We start from the raw sequence: 19145 nt of genomic DNA, 5'->3' as shown, positions 1-19145 counted from the left end.
CACAAAGCCGAAGTTCTTTTGGTGTTTTATGTTTCGATAGTTCAAAAATATTATATTTATGGACTATGAAAGTATTCCAGAATAAATATAATTAGTAGTCCAGATGTTTCCTTATAAAACTAGTATTGAATTTGATAGAAAAAATAGTCAAGCGCTGTATTTACAGTTGGCAAATCAAATTATTCAATTCATAAAAAATCAAACCTTAGGCCCCAATACCAGACTTCCTGGTAGTAGAACTTTAGCAAAACAGCTTAATGTTCATAGGAAAACCATTGTTGCTTGCTATGAAGAGTTATCCCTTCAAGGGTGGGTGGAAAGTGTCCCTAAAAAGGGAACTTTCGTACTGCGCAATTTGCCGGTGCTGCAACAACAAAAACTAAAGGAGTTAAAGACTGATGGTTTGCGAGTAAATGTTGGCTTTTCTTTTTATGGGAATCCGATCTTACAAACTAAGTCGACGAAAAGGGAAGACGGTTTCATGTATTTCAATGATGGTATTTCAGATGGTAGATTAACGCCAATAGATGAAATCGCTAGGACGTATAGAAGAATTTCCGCAAAAAAGACAGTGTTTGAACATTTGTCGTATGGTTCTACTTACGGTAATGATACATTACGCGAGGTATTGGTTGCTTATTTAAATGCCACCAGAGGTTTGCATGGTACCAAGGCTAATGTACTGATTACGCGTGGCAGCCAGATGGGAATATGGCTGTCCTCGCAGTTATTGCTTCAGAAAGATGATGTCATTGTGGTTGGTAAAACCAATTATGCCTCTGCTGATGCTACTTTTTTATACCAAAAAGCAAGAATAGAACGTGTTTCGGTCGATGAAGACGGAATTGTGACAGACGCTATTGAAAAACTATGTAAACAACAACAGATTAAAGCCGTATATGTCACGTCGCATCATCACCATCCGACAACAGTAACCCTTTCTGCAAAAAGGAGAATACATCTCTTAAACCTATCAAGACAATACAATTTTGCCATTATTGAAGATGATTACGATTACGACTTTAATTATAATCATGCCCCAATATTGCCATTGGCGAGTCACGACACAAACGGAAATGTCATTTATATCGGTTCGGTTTGTAAAACAGTTGCTCCTGTTTATCGTGTAGGTTACTTAATTGCTTCAAAAGAATTTGTAGATGAAGCTGCGAAGTTGAGAGGTTTTGTAGACCGGCAAGGTGATGCGTTATTGGAGTTAACCTTCGCTGATTTTATTAAATCAGGAGATTTAGATAGGCATATTCGCAAAGTGATGAAAATCTACGAAAAACGTCGCGATCTGTTCTGCGCTCTTTTAAAGGACAAACTAGGGAGTTATTTTCATTTTGAAATTCCTAAAGGGGGCATGGCGGTTTGGGTAAAGTTAAAATCGGACTATTCTTGGGAGACTATCTCCACAGTTGCACGAAAACATAGATTGGGAATAGGCAATTGGCAACGCTATGATAGCGCCGAATTAGGACACAATTATATAAGAATTGGTTTTGCGGCGTATAATGAAGAAGAAATCGGTGAATTGATAAACAGGTTAAAAAGAACAATCGATGACGTGAAAAGGGCCGAACATTATCGTTAACTGTTTGTACCCTTTTTGATACTTGAATTATTTTTGAATTTTATAGCCATTACACTTCCTTGAAACAGATACTGGTGTCTTAACGCTATCAGTTCACACTTCAATTTTCAGTGCAGTTTTTTACTCGGTTCCATCTGATAGATCGAATTGATTTCAATCGAATTCAAGGTGATATTTTTTCCGTCGGATTTTATTTTGTCGATGACTTTGAGGTTCATTTCAGTCAGTTCTTTAGAACCCTTTATAGGGTTATTATATAACATAATATCCGTTAAGTTTGTCAAATTGTATAAGGGCCACAGGTTGTCTAACTTATTGTTATCTAGTACAACCCATCGTAAATCACTGCTCTCGGATAAGTCTGTAATTGATTCAATTTGATTTCCGGAAAGAAACAGTTTTCTTAGTCTTTTTAACGTGGATAAAGCGGAAACATTGGTTATTCGATTATCGCTCAGGTCTAACCACTCAATACTACTTTTGCCTTTCAAGAAATCGATATTTTCTATATTATTTTTACTCAAAACCAAAACGCCCACTTTTTTTAAGTTTTGAATAGGGCTGAAATCGGTAATTTTCGTATCCGCTAAATTCAGCTGAACCAAATTGGTCAGATTTTTGATCACATCTGCTTTCGCTATCGGGTTTTTCTCGAGAATAAGAATTTCCAACTCACTTAATCTATACAAACTTTCGATTGTTTTTACTTTATTATCGGGAATCCAAATACCTTTTAGTTTTACTAAATTTTGCAAGGGGTTTACCTCTTTCAATTGGTTAAAAGCCATATTGAAGTGTGTGAGCTGCTTCCAATTTCGAACAACTGAAATAGTGCTTATAGAATTAAAATTAGCCGTAATGGTTTTTAGTTTTTTCAAGTTGTGTAGAGAAGAGATATCGGTTATTTGATTTCTGTCAATAGCGAGTGATTCCAGTTTTTTTAAGAACCCTATAGGACTCACATCAACAATAGAATTACCATTAAGGCTTAAATTGGTAAGTTTCGTCAAATGGGATAAAGGGGTCAAATCACTTATTTGATTGTTGTCGAGCCTTAAACTCTTCAAGTTTTTGACGTGTTCCAGCCCTTTTAGACTTGTAATCCCTTTGTTTGCTAATGACAACCTTGTCAATGATTTCAAATCAGAGCTGTAAAATTTTCCTGTTGGTTTGTCAATATAATTTCGAATAGCCAGTTCTAAATAGAAGTCATCAAATTTGATGCTTTGAATTGATTTTTGCCCGAATGCGGACACACACATCAGTAGTGTTAAAAGTGATAGCACGTTTTTCATGTCATTTTAGATTAAATTGGGTTATTGAATTTTTTTGAATATAATAGGCTTTTCCAAAAATGCTTCAAGCTTTATATGAATGCCTATAGGCTCTTCTTCTACTCCTGGTATAAATTGAAATTCGAAAGAAGGTAAATCAGATTCCAGTACGCCTGAATCTGTTCGCTCTAATGCCTTAAAAATGGCATTGCCAATATGTTTCAAATAGTATTTCTTTAGTTTGAACCGGGCAAGCAAGGAATCTTTTTCTTGCACTATCTTAAATCGACCGTATCCTTTGTTTTCATAACTACCGGTAAATTTCCCTATGCTGAATAAAGTACTGTCATTCGTATTTTCCTCTGTGATTGATACCTCTTTACTACTCTTAAATTCTTTTCTGGCCTTCTCCCAGCTTAACCGGAAGTCATTGACCCAGTCAGTCCTTTCAGTTCCCAACATCCTATCGGCGATAGTATTTCTCACCATGGATGTCAGGGAAGATCCCGAGAGATTGGTCAATACAACAATACCCAGACCGTCACTGGGAAAAAAGGATACATTGGCCGAAAACCCATCAATATTGCCTTCGTGTTGCAGCCTATAATGCCCCCGGTAAGAAGAAATGAACCAACCATATCCATAAGTGGAAAAATGCATATCGGGAAATTCTTCATCAGGCAAGGATGGACTGGTTATGGCTTGCGAACTCATGGCTTCTTCTACATAAACCTCCGGAAGAATTTGCTTACCGTTATACCTGCCTTCGTTCAGCCATACAGTCATCCATCTTGCCATCTCGTTTACGCTACTGTTTATGCTTCCCGCCGGACCCATACCCGCTAAGTCGAAATAAGCTACCTTTTTGATAAACTTATCTTGCCGCAGTTCGTACCCTATGGCAACATTCGAACGCTTCTTCAGTGCCGAAATGGAAGTAGTTGACCGCTGCATGTCTAAAGGTTCAAAAAAGCGCTCCTTGATATTTTGCTCCCAATTTTTTCCGGTCAAACGTTCCCCGAGAACCCCTTGGGCCATAAACATAAAATTACTGTAATGCCATTGCTGTCGCAGCCCTTTAAAGGGCTCGTGATATCTCATGCGCAGTATCAAACTATCCTTACTCTGACTCGGAAATAAAGACCATGATTCATCATGCCTCGGAATACCGGTTTGATGGGTCATGAGGTCCTTAATAGTGATATTTTCATTTAATACCGCCGTATAGAAGCTAAGCTCAGGAATATGTTTTATAGGACTGTCCTCAAAAGATAATTTTCCTTCAGCTCTAAGTTGGCCCAATAGTGCACAGGTAAAGGCTTTGGTGGTTGAGCCAATGGGCAAAAGGGTATTTGCATTCATAGAAATCTTATTTTCCCAATCGCGATAACCAAAGCCTTTGGAATAGATGATGCCGAGACTGTCAATAACGGCAACCGCAAATCCTGGGGAATTGGTTACTTTGAGAATTTCGTTAAGTTCTGTTTCAATTCCTTTGAAACGTTCTTCGCTTTGAGCAAATACACCGATAAGGGTAGTTGCGACAAAAAACAAAAAAAAGAAGTGTGTTTTGCTACTCATTTTCACTCGATAATCGATATATCTGACTGCCGTGAGCCAAGTTCCTCCTACGCCTGCCTTTCCGTTCGATAGATGTGCTATCTGATAAATTTAGTTTCCCTCAAATGCCTTGTGAGCCTGCCTTTGACGGCAGACAGGTTTACTCTGAGTTTATACGCTGAGACAGGCTATTATTTAAGGCTATTTCATACTCCCCAAGCGTATCCCAAATAGCGTAAAATTGTTCGGCGCCTTTCTGGTCAAGATCTGTATTTACAAATAGTAATTTGCCGATTTTGTTTTTAGGATTGAAGAACATAAATGTGGAAACCCCGGGATCACCACCCATATGGCCAATATATCCTATTGGGGTATGACCGATAAATAGGCCAGAATTGTATTCATCATCAAAAGGTCGTTTCGTATCACGTTCTTCCTCAAAGTTATCTTTGGTCAGTAATTCTGAGAATAACTGTTCATAGCTTGATTTTGAAAGTAGCCTTCCATTTCCTGAATACCCGCGTATAAGTTCAGAGAGATATTTGGCCTTGTCGGCAACGGAGGTAATCAATCCGCCATCTGGATAGGTTATTAGCCTATACCGGGGTATTTCCTTTCCGTCTACGGTATAGAGCTTTGTGAGTTTCGATGTATCTACTGTATCGAATGTCCATCCTGAGCCAGACATTTTTAACGGGTTCAAAATGTGCTGCGTGGTAAACGTTGCATAGGTTTGACCGGTTGCCAATTCTATGATGTAGGCTGCCAAAGTAGCTCCCACATTCGTGTATTCATAGCGCTCACCAGGTTTATTTTTTAGATAGTTGGATTTATCGTACCAATCTCCTTGCTCTGAAAGGAAGTTTTTGAGGAAAGCACCCATTTCCATATCATTATGCGGTAGGTTGAATTCTTTGGAACTTGGTAACGATTTAGCCAATTCTTCATCACCGGCATTCGCCATGATGTATGACTTTGATCCATATAAATCACCGTCTTGTATACTTGAAGTGTGCGTGGCCAAATGTTTTATAGTAATGACTACCTCAAGATTGAACGGATTAACAACCTTAAATGGCAGGTATTGGTTAATAGGGTCATTCATATCGAGTTTGCCCATTTCTTGCGCTTTCAATAAAGCAACACCGATCAATGTTTTGGAAACCGAGGCAATATTTTGAAGCGTATTCTCAGTATATGGCACCTTCTCTTGACTCCTTGTGTACCCAAAACCCTTTCTGTACAAAGTCGTATCCCTGTTGACAATGGCGACCCCAAAACCATTGATATGACCTTGCTCTAGAAACCCGTTGAGTTCAATGGTCAATGAATCTTTTAAACCGATTATCTGTGACGCTACTGAAGTTTCCATTTTTTGTTTGCAGGAAAAGCAACATACGGTTGTGAATAAAATAAATAGCGCTCTGTTCATTTAGGTGTTTCTTCGATTGATGAATATGGACTCCGTTGAAGTTAAAGATTTTTTTAGTGTATTGAACCCTATTGAATTTCATTTTGCAAGCGATCAGAATTCAATAGGGTCTTATCTTTTTAGTTAGAACCGTATGGCACGAAGCCCCGCTGTCCCGAATTGTGATATGTATAGAATTCTTCGGCGGTGATCGGCGGCAATGCCATTTGGTCGGGAAAAGGTAGCCTCATCCAAGGCTCCATCAGTATTCCCGTTTTCTCCTGTTCCTGCAAAGACCTCTACAGTTCCGTCAAAACCTACCTTATAGATTTGGTTCTCGTTGATGGCCGTAGCATAGATATTATGCTCGAAAATTGTCATGTACCCTACCGCGAAACCTTGGGTCAGATTTGGAATGTTAGCTATCAAAGAAACTTCTCCTTCTTGGGTAATCTTAAGAATATCAGCTGTGAAAAAATTGGCAACGATTACATTGCCTTCGAAATCAATATCGATTCCTACTCCTCCAAAAAGGCGGTCATCGGTTGCGAGTACCGATATGGTTCCATCCGGTAAAATTTTGTGCAGCGTGGGAGCAAAGAAATTGGCCGAGTAGATGATATCATGGTCATCTATGGCGAGTCCGGAAGGCCATCCTGCAATTTCACCCAGTTGCGTTGAGGTACCATCTGGGGCAAGTTTGACCAATACCCCGGAAACAGCATCGTTATTGTTCTCGGTATTGAAATAAAGATTACCATAACTATCTTGCACACTGCCCATGGGCGCTTCGAATCCGTCAGCCTTTATCGTAATGCCGCGCTTGGTTATCTCAAAGACCTGTGTACCATTGTACTTGCCCAGTTCGGCATCGAAAACACCAAAGTTGGAAGCAAAAATAGTTCCATCGGATGCGACATGTAGCCCGTCGTTGGCGGGAAAATCTTCGCCGATCATCGTTGTAACTTTTTGTCGTTTCGGAACACCGCCTACATAGTCCTTAAAACAGGAAGTTAAGGATAGCAGACCTAGGCATGCCAATAGTATTCCGATTTTACTGAATAGGTTTCTTTTTTTCATCTTTTCAAAGTTTTAATTGTTAGTGTTCAAAACTAAAGTTCAGATGAGTGCTTATCGACACAATGGATACAATGACACCTTTTTCAAGCTACATTTCGGTTTTTTAGATATTCTTTAGGGGTGGTACCCAATTCCGATTTGAATACGCGGTTGAAGGTAGATTTGGAATTAAAACCAACATCCATGGCCATAGCCAATAGCGTATGGTTATGATGTTCATTGTTATCGATTTTTTTTAAGAACGCATGGATTCTATGGCTGTTTATGTATTCATAGAAAGAAGCCTGATAGACTTGATTCAACAGCCAAGAGAGGTTATTTGAAGAGGTGTTCAATTTATCGGCCAAGGTTTTAAGGGAAAGGTCAGCGTTCAGATAAATCTTTTCTTCCTCTATATAATAATGCAACCTTCTCTGTAATTTTTGAATCTCTTCAGGTTTTAAGCGGTCATTTTCGGATTTTGATTTGGGTTCAAACGGAATCCTGAATATATGGGGTTGCCTTAGGCTGAAATACCCTATGCCATATATGAACAGGGGGGTTGAAATCCACATGGTGACGTAATTGATGTACTTGATCGGGCCAAGAAGAAAATGTGTACTTAGAAAACTAATCGCCCAAAGTGTGATAAAAAGTCCTAAAGTCGCTAGGAAAAACCAGAGATATGGTAGTACGCTTTGGTGGAATGATAGTTCCATTTCTTCTTTGTTGGAATACCTTTTGACCAACTGAAAGGTCTTTGTCCAATACCAGATGAATGAAATCAATCCCGCCGCTTCCACGATAAAAAACATTAGGTTGAGTTTTCCGGAAAAGTAAATCTCATTAAATTCTTCAACAGAAAAATGTAAGGCCCAAAAGTAATAGCAAAGATGTAGCGCGGCAGGTATGTAATGCCACCATGACAATTGAAAAACAGGTTTTTCATTGAATACCAATCTTCTAGCATAGCTATAGAGTAGGGGCCCGAAAAGAAAAATGGTCGTGTCTACAAGCACTCCAAAACGCCATACCCAGATTTCGGGAATGCGATATGCGGTAATCCGGCCGAAAAGCATGAGTACTGCGATTAAAAGTAAAAAGGATAAAATTTTGTTGGCAGGTTTGTTGCGATTATGGATAAGTCTTAGGGAAATAGATAAAAACAGCCCTTGGCTTACCCCTAAAAACAATACGAGATCTGTGAAATTCAAAAAGCCCATAGATTTCAATTTCAATAGATCAAAAGTATGTTTTAAAATCGTAAGGAAGGTATCAATGGGTACGTTGGTACTTAAAGAGTAACCTCTTAGAGTAGATAATTACGGGACGATGAGCGGACTTAAAAAGGCAGCTTGGATGATCTAGTATCTCGATTGATACTTATGCCGAATACAAAATAGATTGAAGAAAATGGGAAAATTCTGGAACCCGTTCGTTTTTTGGGAAATTAAAAGTTACACTAGGGCAAGCTGTCAAGACGATGTAGTAGTGCCTCATCCCTCCAAGCGTTTTGCCTTCGTCGGCATCCGCAATAGTTTTAGTTCATCCTATATTTTTCCCTGAATTCCGATGGGCTTATTCCTTCCTTCTTTTTAAATAACCGTGAAAAATAAGGCGGATATTCAAAACCCAATTCATAGGCCACTTCAGAAACGGTTTTATCGGGGTTTAACAAAATATTCTTGGCCTCGTCGATCAGGTACAATTGTAAATGTTCGGTTGATGTTTTCCCCGTTTCCTTTTTAAGCGTGTCACTCAGGTAACGTTGGGAAACCGACAGTTGATTCGCTAGTTGTGCTATGCTCGGAATTCCTTTTTCCTGTAACTGCCCCGAATTGAAATAGTCTTCCAACTGCTGATTAAACTGCTCCAATAAACCCTTGGAAAGCTCCTTTCGGTTCAAAAACTGCCTTTCGTAAAAACGGTTGGCATACTTTAAAAGCGTGCCAAGTTGAGAAATGATGATGTCTTTGCTGAATTCATCTTGATTGTTCAGGTATTCCATTTCGATATGCCCCACAATGGATTCTATCTGCTTTTCTTCTTGGGGTGAAAGATGCAAGGCTTCATTTACTGTATAGGAAAAGAACCCATATTTTTTGATTTGCTGCGCTACATCCGTTCCTTTCAGAAAATCTTCGTGAAAGTTTATCGAGAAACCTTTTTGCTCAAAAACCACGCTATCATCCCATTGCAACACTTGTCTTGGAGCGATGAAAAACAACGCACCATTGGTAAAATCATATGTCGTACGGCCGTAGTTTAAGTTACCTTTTATGAACTTCTTAAGGCTAATAGAATAGCAATCGTTGGTAATGGGCGGTGAACTCGCTTTCGGACAAGGCAGAAAACCTTCGTTCAGTGCTGAAAATACACTGAACATGGGGTGCTCGGGTCTCGGAAGTTCCAAGTAATCCAAGTAAGCCGATAATGTTCGAAAGTGCTGCATCTTAATTTTTCAATTCGTTTTCTACAGATAATAATTGTTTGTGGTAGGTATCTATTCTGGCATGTGCCGTACCATCGATCAATAAAATGACTACTAACATGGCGATCGCCGTTATCATGCTTGCGCGCCAAATGGGGGTGTCGACAAATAAAATGACTAGGGCACAAGCGATAATGATTAACGGAATGGCGGTAAAAACAATGGTTTTATATTCCTTTAAGGTACTTTCGGCCCGCTCAATTTCTGACGCGACAAAAGCCGAGGCATTCGCATTGTAGGCCATTTCAAATTGCTTTATTCTTGATTTATTGGTGAAAAATAACCCAAGCCCAATGGTCAGCAGTAAAGCACCAGCTACCAAGGTAGGAATGATGTAAGCTCTTGCCAAATCGGTTTTTCCCAATTGCCAAAACCCTAGGCTTGCAGCCAAAAATACGACTCCGAAAAAAATAAAGAACGGGGTTGAAAAAAGTTCCGCCTTTGACCAATCGGTGGCTGTTTTTAAAATATCCATGCCTTGTGTTTTAAAGATTTCTAAGTTATGGATTCCACTCGAAACCCGTTGCCTTTTCCGATACTTCCCATAAGCGCTCCATCACATGCTTATCTTTTGCGTGCGGTTCTAATTTGCATTCCCCAACTGGGCCGGTCCAATAGTTTCTTCCTGTAGGTCCATAGAAACCACCTTGATCCAAATCAGGTTCTGTGGCACACATCAATTGAGGATATGCACCTTTTTTAGCGGATTGCACAAATGGTGACCATTTCATTAGTTGCCAAACGAAGCGTGTCATCAAACTTCCGTTGGTTCTTATCAGTGACGTCCTGGAAGCCCCTGGGTGACAGGCATACGCCTTCACATTAGTCTTGCCGGCCTTTTTCAATCTATCCTGAAGTTCATAGACGGTCATTAGTTGTGCCAATTTACTTTGGCTGTATACCCCATTGGGACTGTAGTTCTTATCCCAGTTCATATTGTCGAACTGTATGGTCTTAATACCTAAATTATATCCCATACTACCTATAGTCACCAGACGTCCATTTGACTCTTCAATTCGCGGGTAGAGCAGCCCCTGTAGCAAAAAGTTACCATAGTGGTTCACACCTAGTTGGCTTTCAAAACCATCAACGGTGAACGTTTGTTCGGGCACTTGGGCAATGGCAGCGTTCAATATCAAGGCATCCATTTGAGGAACGGTCTTTAGGACTGCTGCCGCTGCTTTTCGTATCGAAGCTAGTTCAGACAGATCCATACGTATATTGAATACGTCGATATCATTTCCAAGATCTTGTTTCAGCGCCGTTATGGTGTCTTCCGATTTTTTCGTATTACGATTGAGCATCACCACTTTTGCTCCTTTTGATAGCAATATGCTTGCTGCTTCAAATCCTGTACCGCTAGTGGTGCCTGTTATGACGTAGGTTTTTCCTTTTAAGGACCCGATTCGATTAGGTGTCCACCCTTGTTTGCCAAATTGATTCGTATCCACTCTGATTTGTTTCAAATGATATAACAAAGGTAGATCTGAAGAGATTTGGTCTTCTTATACGAATTTTCGAATCTTGTATACTTTTTGGTTTTCTTTACGACTTTTTCAAGAGCAGTATGCTACAGATAAGTCCTGTAATCATACCTATTATTAATAAATCAAAAAAGGACAACTGTATATTCAAGACAATGTTTCTTTTGCGTTTTAAAATTCAATATTTAGTGCAGCAATTATATAGTGACACCAGTATACCTACCGCTATTTTGGCCCAACGAATTTAAGCTTTTGTACTAAAGCGGATAGTCTTGAATAATGGCCGTTTTATAGCAGTGGTCGGAAGAAACAGCAAAGTCTCACCAAATGTTCATTTTAGTATACTCTTGATAAATCCGGATTTTTCTAGTTAAGCGAGGCTGGATCTGGCATTTAAGGCTTGCCATCAAATCGAGTAACTTGTCAATCACCGCAGCGGATCACAATTCTACCTTAATTTAGTGGGCTGTGGAAGTAAATGCTAAGCCCCCTTACTTTTTAAAGTCTGTGATGGTTGTTCCATCATAGCGATAAACGTCATCAGCGCCGAACCAAATACTTCCATCGGCGGCTTCTAAAATTCCAAAAAGCATTTTTCCTTCAAGGGGGTTTATTTCGGTGGGCGTAGGTGCCCTATCGGACAAGGATTTTTCATCGTAGCGAGAAAGCACCCAACCCTGTGTAGTTTCTGAGCTAGTCCAAACGTTACCTTTTTGATCCTCATAGATATCCCCCACAAAATTCTGGACGATGTTGGCAAATGAAGTACCATTATGGCGCCAAAGGCCATCCATACCACCGAGCCAAATAGTGCCTTTTTCATCTTCGATTATAGTTCGAACATTCTTAAAAGGTTGACCGTCATGGGTTACAGTGGTAAATTTTTGGCCATCATAAACGAAGGTATGGCCCCGGGTGCCAAACCAAAACGTACCGGTATGGTCTTCAATAATGGAATTCACTTCTTGAGGGGGACGGGTAAAATCCGGAATCGATTTCCCAGTGGTATCCTCTTCGATAGAATCACCGTTCAGTATATAATTTCGAAAGGATTTCCCATCGTAGCGACTTGCCCCTCCATTGACACCGAACCAAATGTTGCCGATTTTATCTTCATAAATACAAACAATCTCATTATTGGGAAGTCCGTCTTTGGTCGTATAATTTTGAAAGTATTTCCCATCGTAACGATATACGCCTGAGCCGATTGAGCCGAACCACAGATTACCTTTGCTATCTTCCAAAGCGGAAAAGAAGCGGGCCGAGCTCACTTCACTTGTCATATCGGTAAACAGTTTTCCGTCGTATCGAAAAACACCATGCCATGAAGCAACCCAAATGATGCCCTTTCGGTCTTGTATGATTGTACGAGTGATACTATTGGGCGTAAGTCTGTTAGGCCCGTACAGAGGTATGACCTCTTTGGTTTCGGACTGAATCGCATCTTTGGGCAGATCAGTTTTATTTTGTCTTTTACATAAGACGCAAAAAACGAACACGACGAACGAAGCCAATAATTTTAGGTATTTTTTCATAGTTATTCCATTCATTCAAAACTAGGAGTACACTTCCCGATTCTTGTCAAAAAAATGTCAAATAAGTGTAAAAAGTTGTAACTTTTGTTGAATGGTATCCAAAAACAAACGGCATGAATAAAGAAAGGATTTTAAGTCTGATCGTTTTAATGATTTTAATCTCCTTTACCTTAGTTGGGTATGTTGGTTTTGAGAAGGACGATAATTTTTCTGAAAGAGCGAAAATAGCTCTTAGAGATTCCGGAAATAAATTGTTATTGTCGTTGGGTGACTCCACTTCATTGATCATGCCCGTTATTGAGTTGGACGAGAATACCTTTGAACTGTCTTTTCAAAACAAACTTCGCATCGAGCCGGCTAGCTTGGTAAGCATCTTAGGGCAAAGCTTGGTAGATTCCAATCTGCCTCAGAGTTATATCGTTGAAATCATTGAAATGGGTAGTGGGGAGGTTGCCTATAGCTATGAGGTCAAGAGTGATTCAGAGAAGAGCATAGTGCCATGCATCGGTCGAAACTTACCTCTGGATAGTTATAAAGTAAAAATCCATTTTATGGGGGAGCGCACTATTTTAACGATAGATAAGGAGTATTCGTTACTCCCCCTAGTGTTCATAGGATTTGTGGGATTTGGACTGCTCTATTGGAAAAAAGGGAAAGACAAAGCTTCGAAAGTGGGTATGTCCTCTTTTTCGAAAATCGGAAATTACCGATTCTACCCAGAAGAGAACAAACTAGTCAAAGGGAACAATACCATTGAACTTACGGCGAAGGAGTGCGAATTGCTAAGAATATTCAGTGAAAAACCAAATCAGATCATAAAGCGCGACTTGCTCATAAAAGAAGTCTGGGAGGATAACGGAGTATTTGTGGGCCGAAGTCTGGACACCTTTATCTCAAAAATCAGGAAAAAGTTTCAAGATGACGATTCCATCACCATTGTAACCGTTCATGGAGTTGGATATAAACTAGATATTTCCTAACGGTTGATTTCTTGAAGGATAGTCCTCTAAAACGGCGGATTAGAAGGACTGATTTGGCAATTGGAAAGGGTGTTAAGAAAGGTTCGTTTTATGAGATACTATTTGATGTTAGGGTATTATTTGAACATTACTTGCCCATATGAACACTTAGTAGCCTCTAAAGCTATGCACTAAAAAAAACCATCTACTTTTTAAAGCTAAAATTGATTACTCTAATGAATTGATGTTTTGGTTTTTTCAATTTCTAGATGAAACAAAATTTAAATTCCGCTCTCCAATGTTGCCTATTTGTCCATTAAAAATCTACCCTACTTTTCTTTGCCCCCACATTCTCCAAGAGTAAAAGTTTTATGGGATTATCATCACTAGATTTGAAAATGGAGTTTTTCTTCCGCAAACCTGGCACATTAAAGGTACCTATCATAATATCAATATCCCCATCAGCATCGTAGTCTCCTTTTGCCATGGTAAGCCAACCATTTGTGAAATTCCCCTTTATAGTATAGGATTGAAATTCGAATTGCTTCGAAGTCAAGTTCTCAAGATATATAAAGCCTTCCTTGGGTGAGTTTTTGATATCGTTAAAAAGAGCGGTTACGGCAAAATCGATATCACCGTCTAAATCATAGTCGTCGGATAATACGCGAGTAGCTCCATATATGGGGTAAAACCATTTTTGATCGAAGCTGTTCAGACCATCATTTAAAAATAACCGGATACCATGATATGGTTTTAGAAAAATTGAATAATCTGCATTATCCCCATTGGTTAGAACAATATCGAGGTCCCCATCGGTGTCATAATCTATTAATTCGAACCAACTCGAACCGTATTCTGGTGGTAGTTGAATAACTTGTTCGCCAATAAATTTCAGATCATCTTTTTGGTAAAAAATAAAAACACCTTCATTACCTTGTGAAAACAATGCCACGATATCTTTTTTTCCATCATTATCCATATCCGAAATTTCAAACTTTATTGCACCAGCTTGTGGGTATATAATTCTTTTGATATACTCCACACCTTTGTGCTCTAAAAGCGTCAACTGCCCTGTTAGGTTGCCAAATTCACAGATAAGTAACTCGTCCACTCCATCTTCGTCTAAGTCTAAGATTTCCGTGAAAACAGGTCGTCGTAATTCTTTTACAATAGTATCCGTGACATCAGGAGAAACTTTGGTTATTAGTCCTTTTGGAACTTCACTCGGATTCAATACTCCAATCTCAGTCCTATATAGATTATCCTGTTTTTGCGTATAAGCCGTAATAGGGGAATTAAATTTCTCTGGTATAATTTTATCCGGGCTTGGCCATTGAAGCAAATTTCCCTCTGCATCTCCGATAGTAAAGAACCGTCCGATGGTATCAAATTGTAAGCCAGTTATAATAGGTGCAATATGTTTTGGGACGTCAGTTGTTCTCAATGAAAATTGACTAAGTTCTTTGTTCCTGGTTCTTCTGGTTTTATCTATGGGAATAGAACTAGGAGCTAGGGAAACAATATAATCATGAATGCCCCACCATGTTATACTATCGATTATTGGCTGTTCAGTATACTTTTTACTAAGACCAATGTGAACTTGTTCCTCGGGAGATTTATATTCATAGGGGTCGTAGCCTTCAAATGTATATCCCATTCTTGCTGCCATTTCGGGTAGCACATCATTTTGCCAAATAGCCTTTGGAATGTTTTTGGGGTTTGTTGGCAAGTGACAGCTGCCACAATATTTCTCATACTGAACTCGATCCGACGAAGTAATTCTAGTCTCATTTTGACAAGAAAAAAAAAGCAACCCGATTACTAGGGAAAAGAATACCATCGTCCTGTGTTTTCTTTTCCAAATAACCATGGCTTTCATAAGCACGCTAATCAACAATTTCTTTGTTCTTAACCTTCATTTGTTTTATTTATAATTTCAAATTAGATATTTTTTCGAGCTGCTTAAACTCGATTTTGATTGGATTCTTCCAACATGAAATAGGCGAATGCTCCACAGTGACTCGTGGATATTCGCAAAAGGCTTAGGTCTGACTCCACTTATTCCGCAGGTAATCAATAATAAAATAAAAAGACATTAAAACCTAATATGCACGACATATTTGATTTTTGGGCAAAAAAAGTATTGATTTTCATCAAAATTTTATTATACATCTGGAGTCTAAATAATTAATTTTACAATAGAAGTTCTCCCTTATTATTAAAATAGCATTTTTTTAACTCTGAAATTGAGAGTTTGATAATTTTCGTTTAGTGCTATTAGTTTCAACAGGGTTTTTAAATAGACCGCAGGTTCAATGAGAAAACCCGAACTCTAGTAGTAATCAAAGGGTTAAAGAACCCCTTTCTAGAATAAAGTTTAGGTGGAGTTATGATGTTATTATCTCGACCAGAAAACCATTCATTGAAGTAATTTTCTTGAAGGTCCATAAAGCATAATCAGGAATACTCTTAAATAGAAATAAAACATAAAAAAGGCCAAAAACGTTGGAGCGTTTTTAGCCAGTATTAATTGATTTTAATCACATTTACTAACATTCTTAAACTAACTAAAATCTTTCAAAATTATGAAAAAAAACATCCTGTTTTCTTTTCTGGTGAGAATCTTTTTCGGTTTGCATACCCATAAAAAGGTTTTTCTTTTACCATTTGTTCTTGTAGTACTATATGCTAATGCGAACAATGATCATTTCGAAAATGAAGAATACGCTTCCCATATTTATAATGTGAAGCTGGAGAATTTTCCAAAGACATTGAAGTACAGTTCGATCCTTTTTCAAACCACAATCTCAGGACAGGTTCTAGATCAGAATAATCAACCCTTACCTGGAGCGAGTATCGTTGAAAAAGGTACTACGAATGGTACACAATCTGACTTTGATGGCAATTTTTCATTGGAGGTTGCCAGCGGAGCTATCTTAGAGGTATCTTATATAGGTTTTTCAACACAGGAAGTTACGGTCGGTTCTCAATCCAACATTTCGGTGGTGTTACAAGAAAGCGCCTCTGGCTTGGATGAGGTAGTGGTCATCGGTTACGGTACCCAAATAGAGGCCTTGCGAACGGGCTCTGTAGCTACGGTCAGCAGTGAAGAAGTAACTCAGGTAGCTGTGACCAATAGTGCTAGTGCATTACAAGGAAGGGTTGCCGGGGTAAGGGTAGAGGCAAATGGCGGTGCGCCTGGTTCTGGAGTGAACGTAGTCATTAGAGGTACCGGTTCTTTTGGTAACGACCAACCTTTATATGTAGTTGATGGCAATATTGTTGAATCAATGTCTTTTATAAATCCTAATGACATTGAGTCCATTAGTGTTCTGAAAGATGCTTCATCTGCAGCCATTTATGGAAGTCGTGCATCTAACGGAGTTGTTCTTATCACGACAAAAAAAGGAAAGGCTGGCGACATACGGATCAATTTTCAATCACAATTAGGGTTCCAATCATCGACCAGTAGACTTGATTTGCTGAATGCCCGAGAGTTCGCCGATTGGCATAATATGGCCAAAGATAATGATGGTGATTCAAGGGCAATACCTCATGATACCGGTTTTGATCCAAGTATCGATACCGATTGGCAAGACTTACAGGTGACTTCGGCTATATTCCAAGAATACAGTATTAATATTTCCGGAGGGTCTGAAAATGCTCAATTTTATGTGTCAGGTCAAGTGTTGGATCAAGAAGGTATTGTTGTAGATTCAGGTAGTAAACGGTATAACGTCTCAGTGAACACCTCTTTTCAAAAAGGTATTTTTAGTTTAGACCAAAGTCTTATCCTAGCGCGTCAAGAGAACAATCCGAATAACTTTTTCCAGCGTGAAGGTGAAGTACCTCCTACGGTACCGGTATTTGACGAGAATAACGAAGGTGGCTTTGCAGGCCTAGACCCCAACTTATACGGAATGGCGAGAGGTATCAACTGGTACGGACGGGCTCTTTTGAACGATAATCTCTTTACCACAGATCGTATTGTAGGTTCTGTACAACCCCAATTTCAACTGCATAAAAATTTGACATTTAAGACCAATTTTGGCCTTGAGTACTTTGTACAACATAATTACAACTTTGAACCCACTTTTTTTCAGAGTACTTCGCAAGAAGCGTCCAATGTCATAGCGCGTTTAGAAGAAAATTACACACGTTCGCTGAGTTTGTTAATGGAAAACACCTTGGAGTACAACAATACTTTTGGAAAGCACGGCCTTACCCTTTTAGGTGGGTTTTCAACCCAAAATATCTCAGCGCGTTCTGCCGGTGGTGTCGGAACGAACTTTCCTTTTAATGATTTTAGAGTATTGGATGCTGCCGATGATAATACCGACGATACTACCGGAAACCTACAGGAAAACGCATTGACTTCTTATTTTGGCCGTCTTAATTATGATTATGACGGTAAATATATTTTGAGTGCTACGGTAAGGCATGACGGAACATCGCGATTTCGTCCGGAAAATAGATGGAGTACGTTTCCGTCGGCTTCCCTAGGTTGGAGATTGAGCAAAGAAAGCTTCTTCCCACAAGATGGTGTGATAAGCAATCTAAAATTACGCGGAAGTTATGGTGTATTGGGGTCTCAGAATACAGGATCTCTGGCAAATCCTCGAAACTACTCAACGGAGAGTGTGCTAAATGTCAGTAACTTTTATGATTTTGGAGGTGTGGTCCTAGGAGGGGCAACAGTAAACGAATTAGCGAACCCAGACTTGAAATGGGAATCGACCACGATGCAGAACTATGGCCTTGATGCCGAGTTTTTAGATGGAAAAATCAGTTTTTCGGCGGAATACTTCAACAATAGGTCAGAAGACATTTTGGTCTTGGTGCCGATTCCCTTGAGCGGTGGTTTAGGTAACAATTTGCTGAATAATGCAGCTACCATTGATAATAAAGGTTTTGAATTTAGTGGTACGTATCGGCATTTTTCGCAAAACGATGGAATTAACTTCGATGCAACATTGAACTTCAATACAATCGACAATGAAGTCATTGCCCTAGGTGATGGGGTTAACCCCATTACCGGTGGCGGGTACACACAAGGGGGCTTTCAAGCTACCAGAACCGATGTAGGTCAGCCAGTGGCCAGTTTTTATGGTTTAATTACCGAAGGGGTATACCAAACCCAAGCAGAAATTGATGCAGATGGTGCCACTGCCGCCGTATTGGGTGATATGAACTTTGTCGATCTTAATGGAGATGGCGTCATTAATGATGATGACCAGACCTATTTAGGTAGTGCCATACCCGATTTGGAATATAGTATAGCGTTCAATATGAATTATAAAAATTGGGATTTTTCTATGTTCTGGCAAGGTGTTCAAGGCAATGAACTTTGGAACGGTAAACGCTACCATCAAGTATTGGATGGTACGAGGGGACTGAAAAGACGTGAAGCCCTTGACGCATGGACTCCCCAAAATACGGATACCAACGTACCTAGAGCTACCATTCTAGATTTGAACTTAAACAAAAGACCTTCGGATTATTTAGTTGAAGACGGATCCTATCTACGTTTAAAGAACGTACAACTAGGATATAGCTTGCCTACGGATATACTTGAAAAGTTCTATGTCGCCAATTTAAGAATATATGTTTCAGGTCAAAATTTACTCACCTTCACTGATTATCAAGGATACGACCCGGAAATAGGTCGACCACTTAATGGTCAAGGAGGTCTTTTTGACAGTGGGGTGAACAGAAGGGCATATCCTCAAAACAAGATGGTTTTGTTTGGGCTGCAAGTCGGATTTTAATTAATAA

Annotated in this window: 13 protein-coding genes; 3 read left to right on the top strand and 10 right to left on the bottom strand. The window is 39.3% G+C overall.

What is annotated here, in order from left to right; translation table 11 throughout:
• Positions 1-103: 103 nt before the first annotated feature.
• Positions 104-1597 (top strand): MocR-like pyridoxine biosynthesis transcription factor PdxR, encoded by a 1494-nt coding sequence (gene pdxR, locus ACKWCA_RS18770; RefSeq protein WP_413979769.1) that lies wholly within the window; start codon positions 104-106, stop codon positions 1595-1597.
• A gap of 107 nt (positions 1598-1704) precedes the next feature.
• Here the strand turns inward: pdxR and ACKWCA_RS18765 are convergent, their stop codons facing one another.
• From ACKWCA_RS18765 to ACKWCA_RS18725, 9 genes are all read right to left on the bottom strand, one after another.
• Complete coding sequence (locus ACKWCA_RS18765; RefSeq protein ID WP_413979768.1) at positions 1705-2892, bottom strand: leucine-rich repeat domain-containing protein; 1188 nt, start codon at positions 2890-2892, stop codon at positions 1705-1707.
• A gap of 21 nt (positions 2893-2913) precedes the next feature.
• Positions 2914-4452: a serine hydrolase domain-containing protein gene (locus ACKWCA_RS18760; RefSeq protein ID WP_413979767.1), complete on the bottom strand. Its 1539-nt coding sequence runs from the start codon at positions 4450-4452 to the stop codon at positions 2914-2916.
• 139 nt (positions 4453-4591) lie between these two features.
• Positions 4592-5803, bottom strand: coding sequence for a serine hydrolase domain-containing protein (locus ACKWCA_RS18755; RefSeq protein ID WP_413979766.1), 1212 nt, complete (start codon positions 5801-5803; stop codon positions 4592-4594).
• Positions 5804-5986: 183 nt separating this feature from the next.
• The gene (locus tag ACKWCA_RS18750; RefSeq protein ID WP_413979765.1) at positions 5987-6922 is read right to left on the bottom strand and encodes an NHL repeat-containing protein; all 936 of its coding nucleotides are present in this window, start codon (positions 6920-6922) and stop codon (positions 5987-5989) included.
• Positions 6923-7005: 83 nt separating this feature from the next.
• On the bottom strand, positions 7006-8124 hold the full coding sequence (locus tag ACKWCA_RS18745) for a helix-turn-helix domain-containing protein (protein WP_413979764.1): 1119 nt from the start codon (positions 8122-8124) through the stop codon (positions 7006-7008).
• 317 nt (positions 8125-8441) lie between these two features.
• The gene (locus ACKWCA_RS18740) at positions 8442-9353 is read right to left on the bottom strand and encodes a helix-turn-helix domain-containing protein (protein WP_413979763.1); all 912 of its coding nucleotides are present in this window, start codon (positions 9351-9353) and stop codon (positions 8442-8444) included.
• 1 nt (position 9354) lies between these two features.
• On the bottom strand, positions 9355-9867 hold the full coding sequence (locus ACKWCA_RS18735) for a hypothetical protein (RefSeq protein WP_413979762.1): 513 nt from the start codon (positions 9865-9867) through the stop codon (positions 9355-9357).
• 25 nt (positions 9868-9892) lie between these two features.
• Positions 9893-10843 (bottom strand): SDR family oxidoreductase, encoded by a 951-nt coding sequence (locus tag ACKWCA_RS18730; RefSeq protein ID WP_413979761.1) that lies wholly within the window; start codon positions 10841-10843, stop codon positions 9893-9895.
• A 524-nt stretch (positions 10844-11367) separates the two neighbouring features.
• Positions 11368-12411, bottom strand: a complete 1044-nt coding sequence (locus ACKWCA_RS18725) for a ligand-binding sensor domain-containing protein (protein WP_413979760.1) — start codon at positions 12409-12411, stop codon at positions 11368-11370.
• A gap of 113 nt (positions 12412-12524) precedes the next feature.
• Here ACKWCA_RS18725 and ACKWCA_RS18720 point away from each other — a divergent pair, with 113 nt between their 5' ends.
• Positions 12525-13391: a winged helix-turn-helix domain-containing protein gene (locus ACKWCA_RS18720; protein WP_413979759.1), complete on the top strand. Its 867-nt coding sequence runs from the start codon at positions 12525-12527 to the stop codon at positions 13389-13391.
• A gap of 295 nt (positions 13392-13686) precedes the next feature.
• Here ACKWCA_RS18720 and ACKWCA_RS18715 read toward each other — a convergent pair whose 3' ends face one another.
• The gene (locus ACKWCA_RS18715; protein WP_413979758.1) at positions 13687-15027 is read right to left on the bottom strand and encodes an FG-GAP repeat domain-containing protein; all 1341 of its coding nucleotides are present in this window, start codon (positions 15025-15027) and stop codon (positions 13687-13689) included.
• A gap of 928 nt (positions 15028-15955) precedes the next feature.
• On the opposite strand from ACKWCA_RS18715, the gene ACKWCA_RS18710 reads away from it, so the two are divergent.
• Positions 15956-19138, top strand: a complete 3183-nt coding sequence (locus ACKWCA_RS18710) for a SusC/RagA family TonB-linked outer membrane protein (protein ID WP_413979757.1) — start codon at positions 15956-15958, stop codon at positions 19136-19138.
• Positions 19139-19145: the final 7 nt, after the last annotated feature.

The sequence above is a fragment of the Maribacter corallii genome (genome assembly GCF_047345415.1).
Taxonomy (GTDB): Bacteria; Bacteroidota; Bacteroidia; order Flavobacteriales; family Flavobacteriaceae; genus Maribacter_C.
Note: the sequence above shows the minus strand (reverse complement) of the source record. Positions and strands in the feature narration are given on the sequence as shown.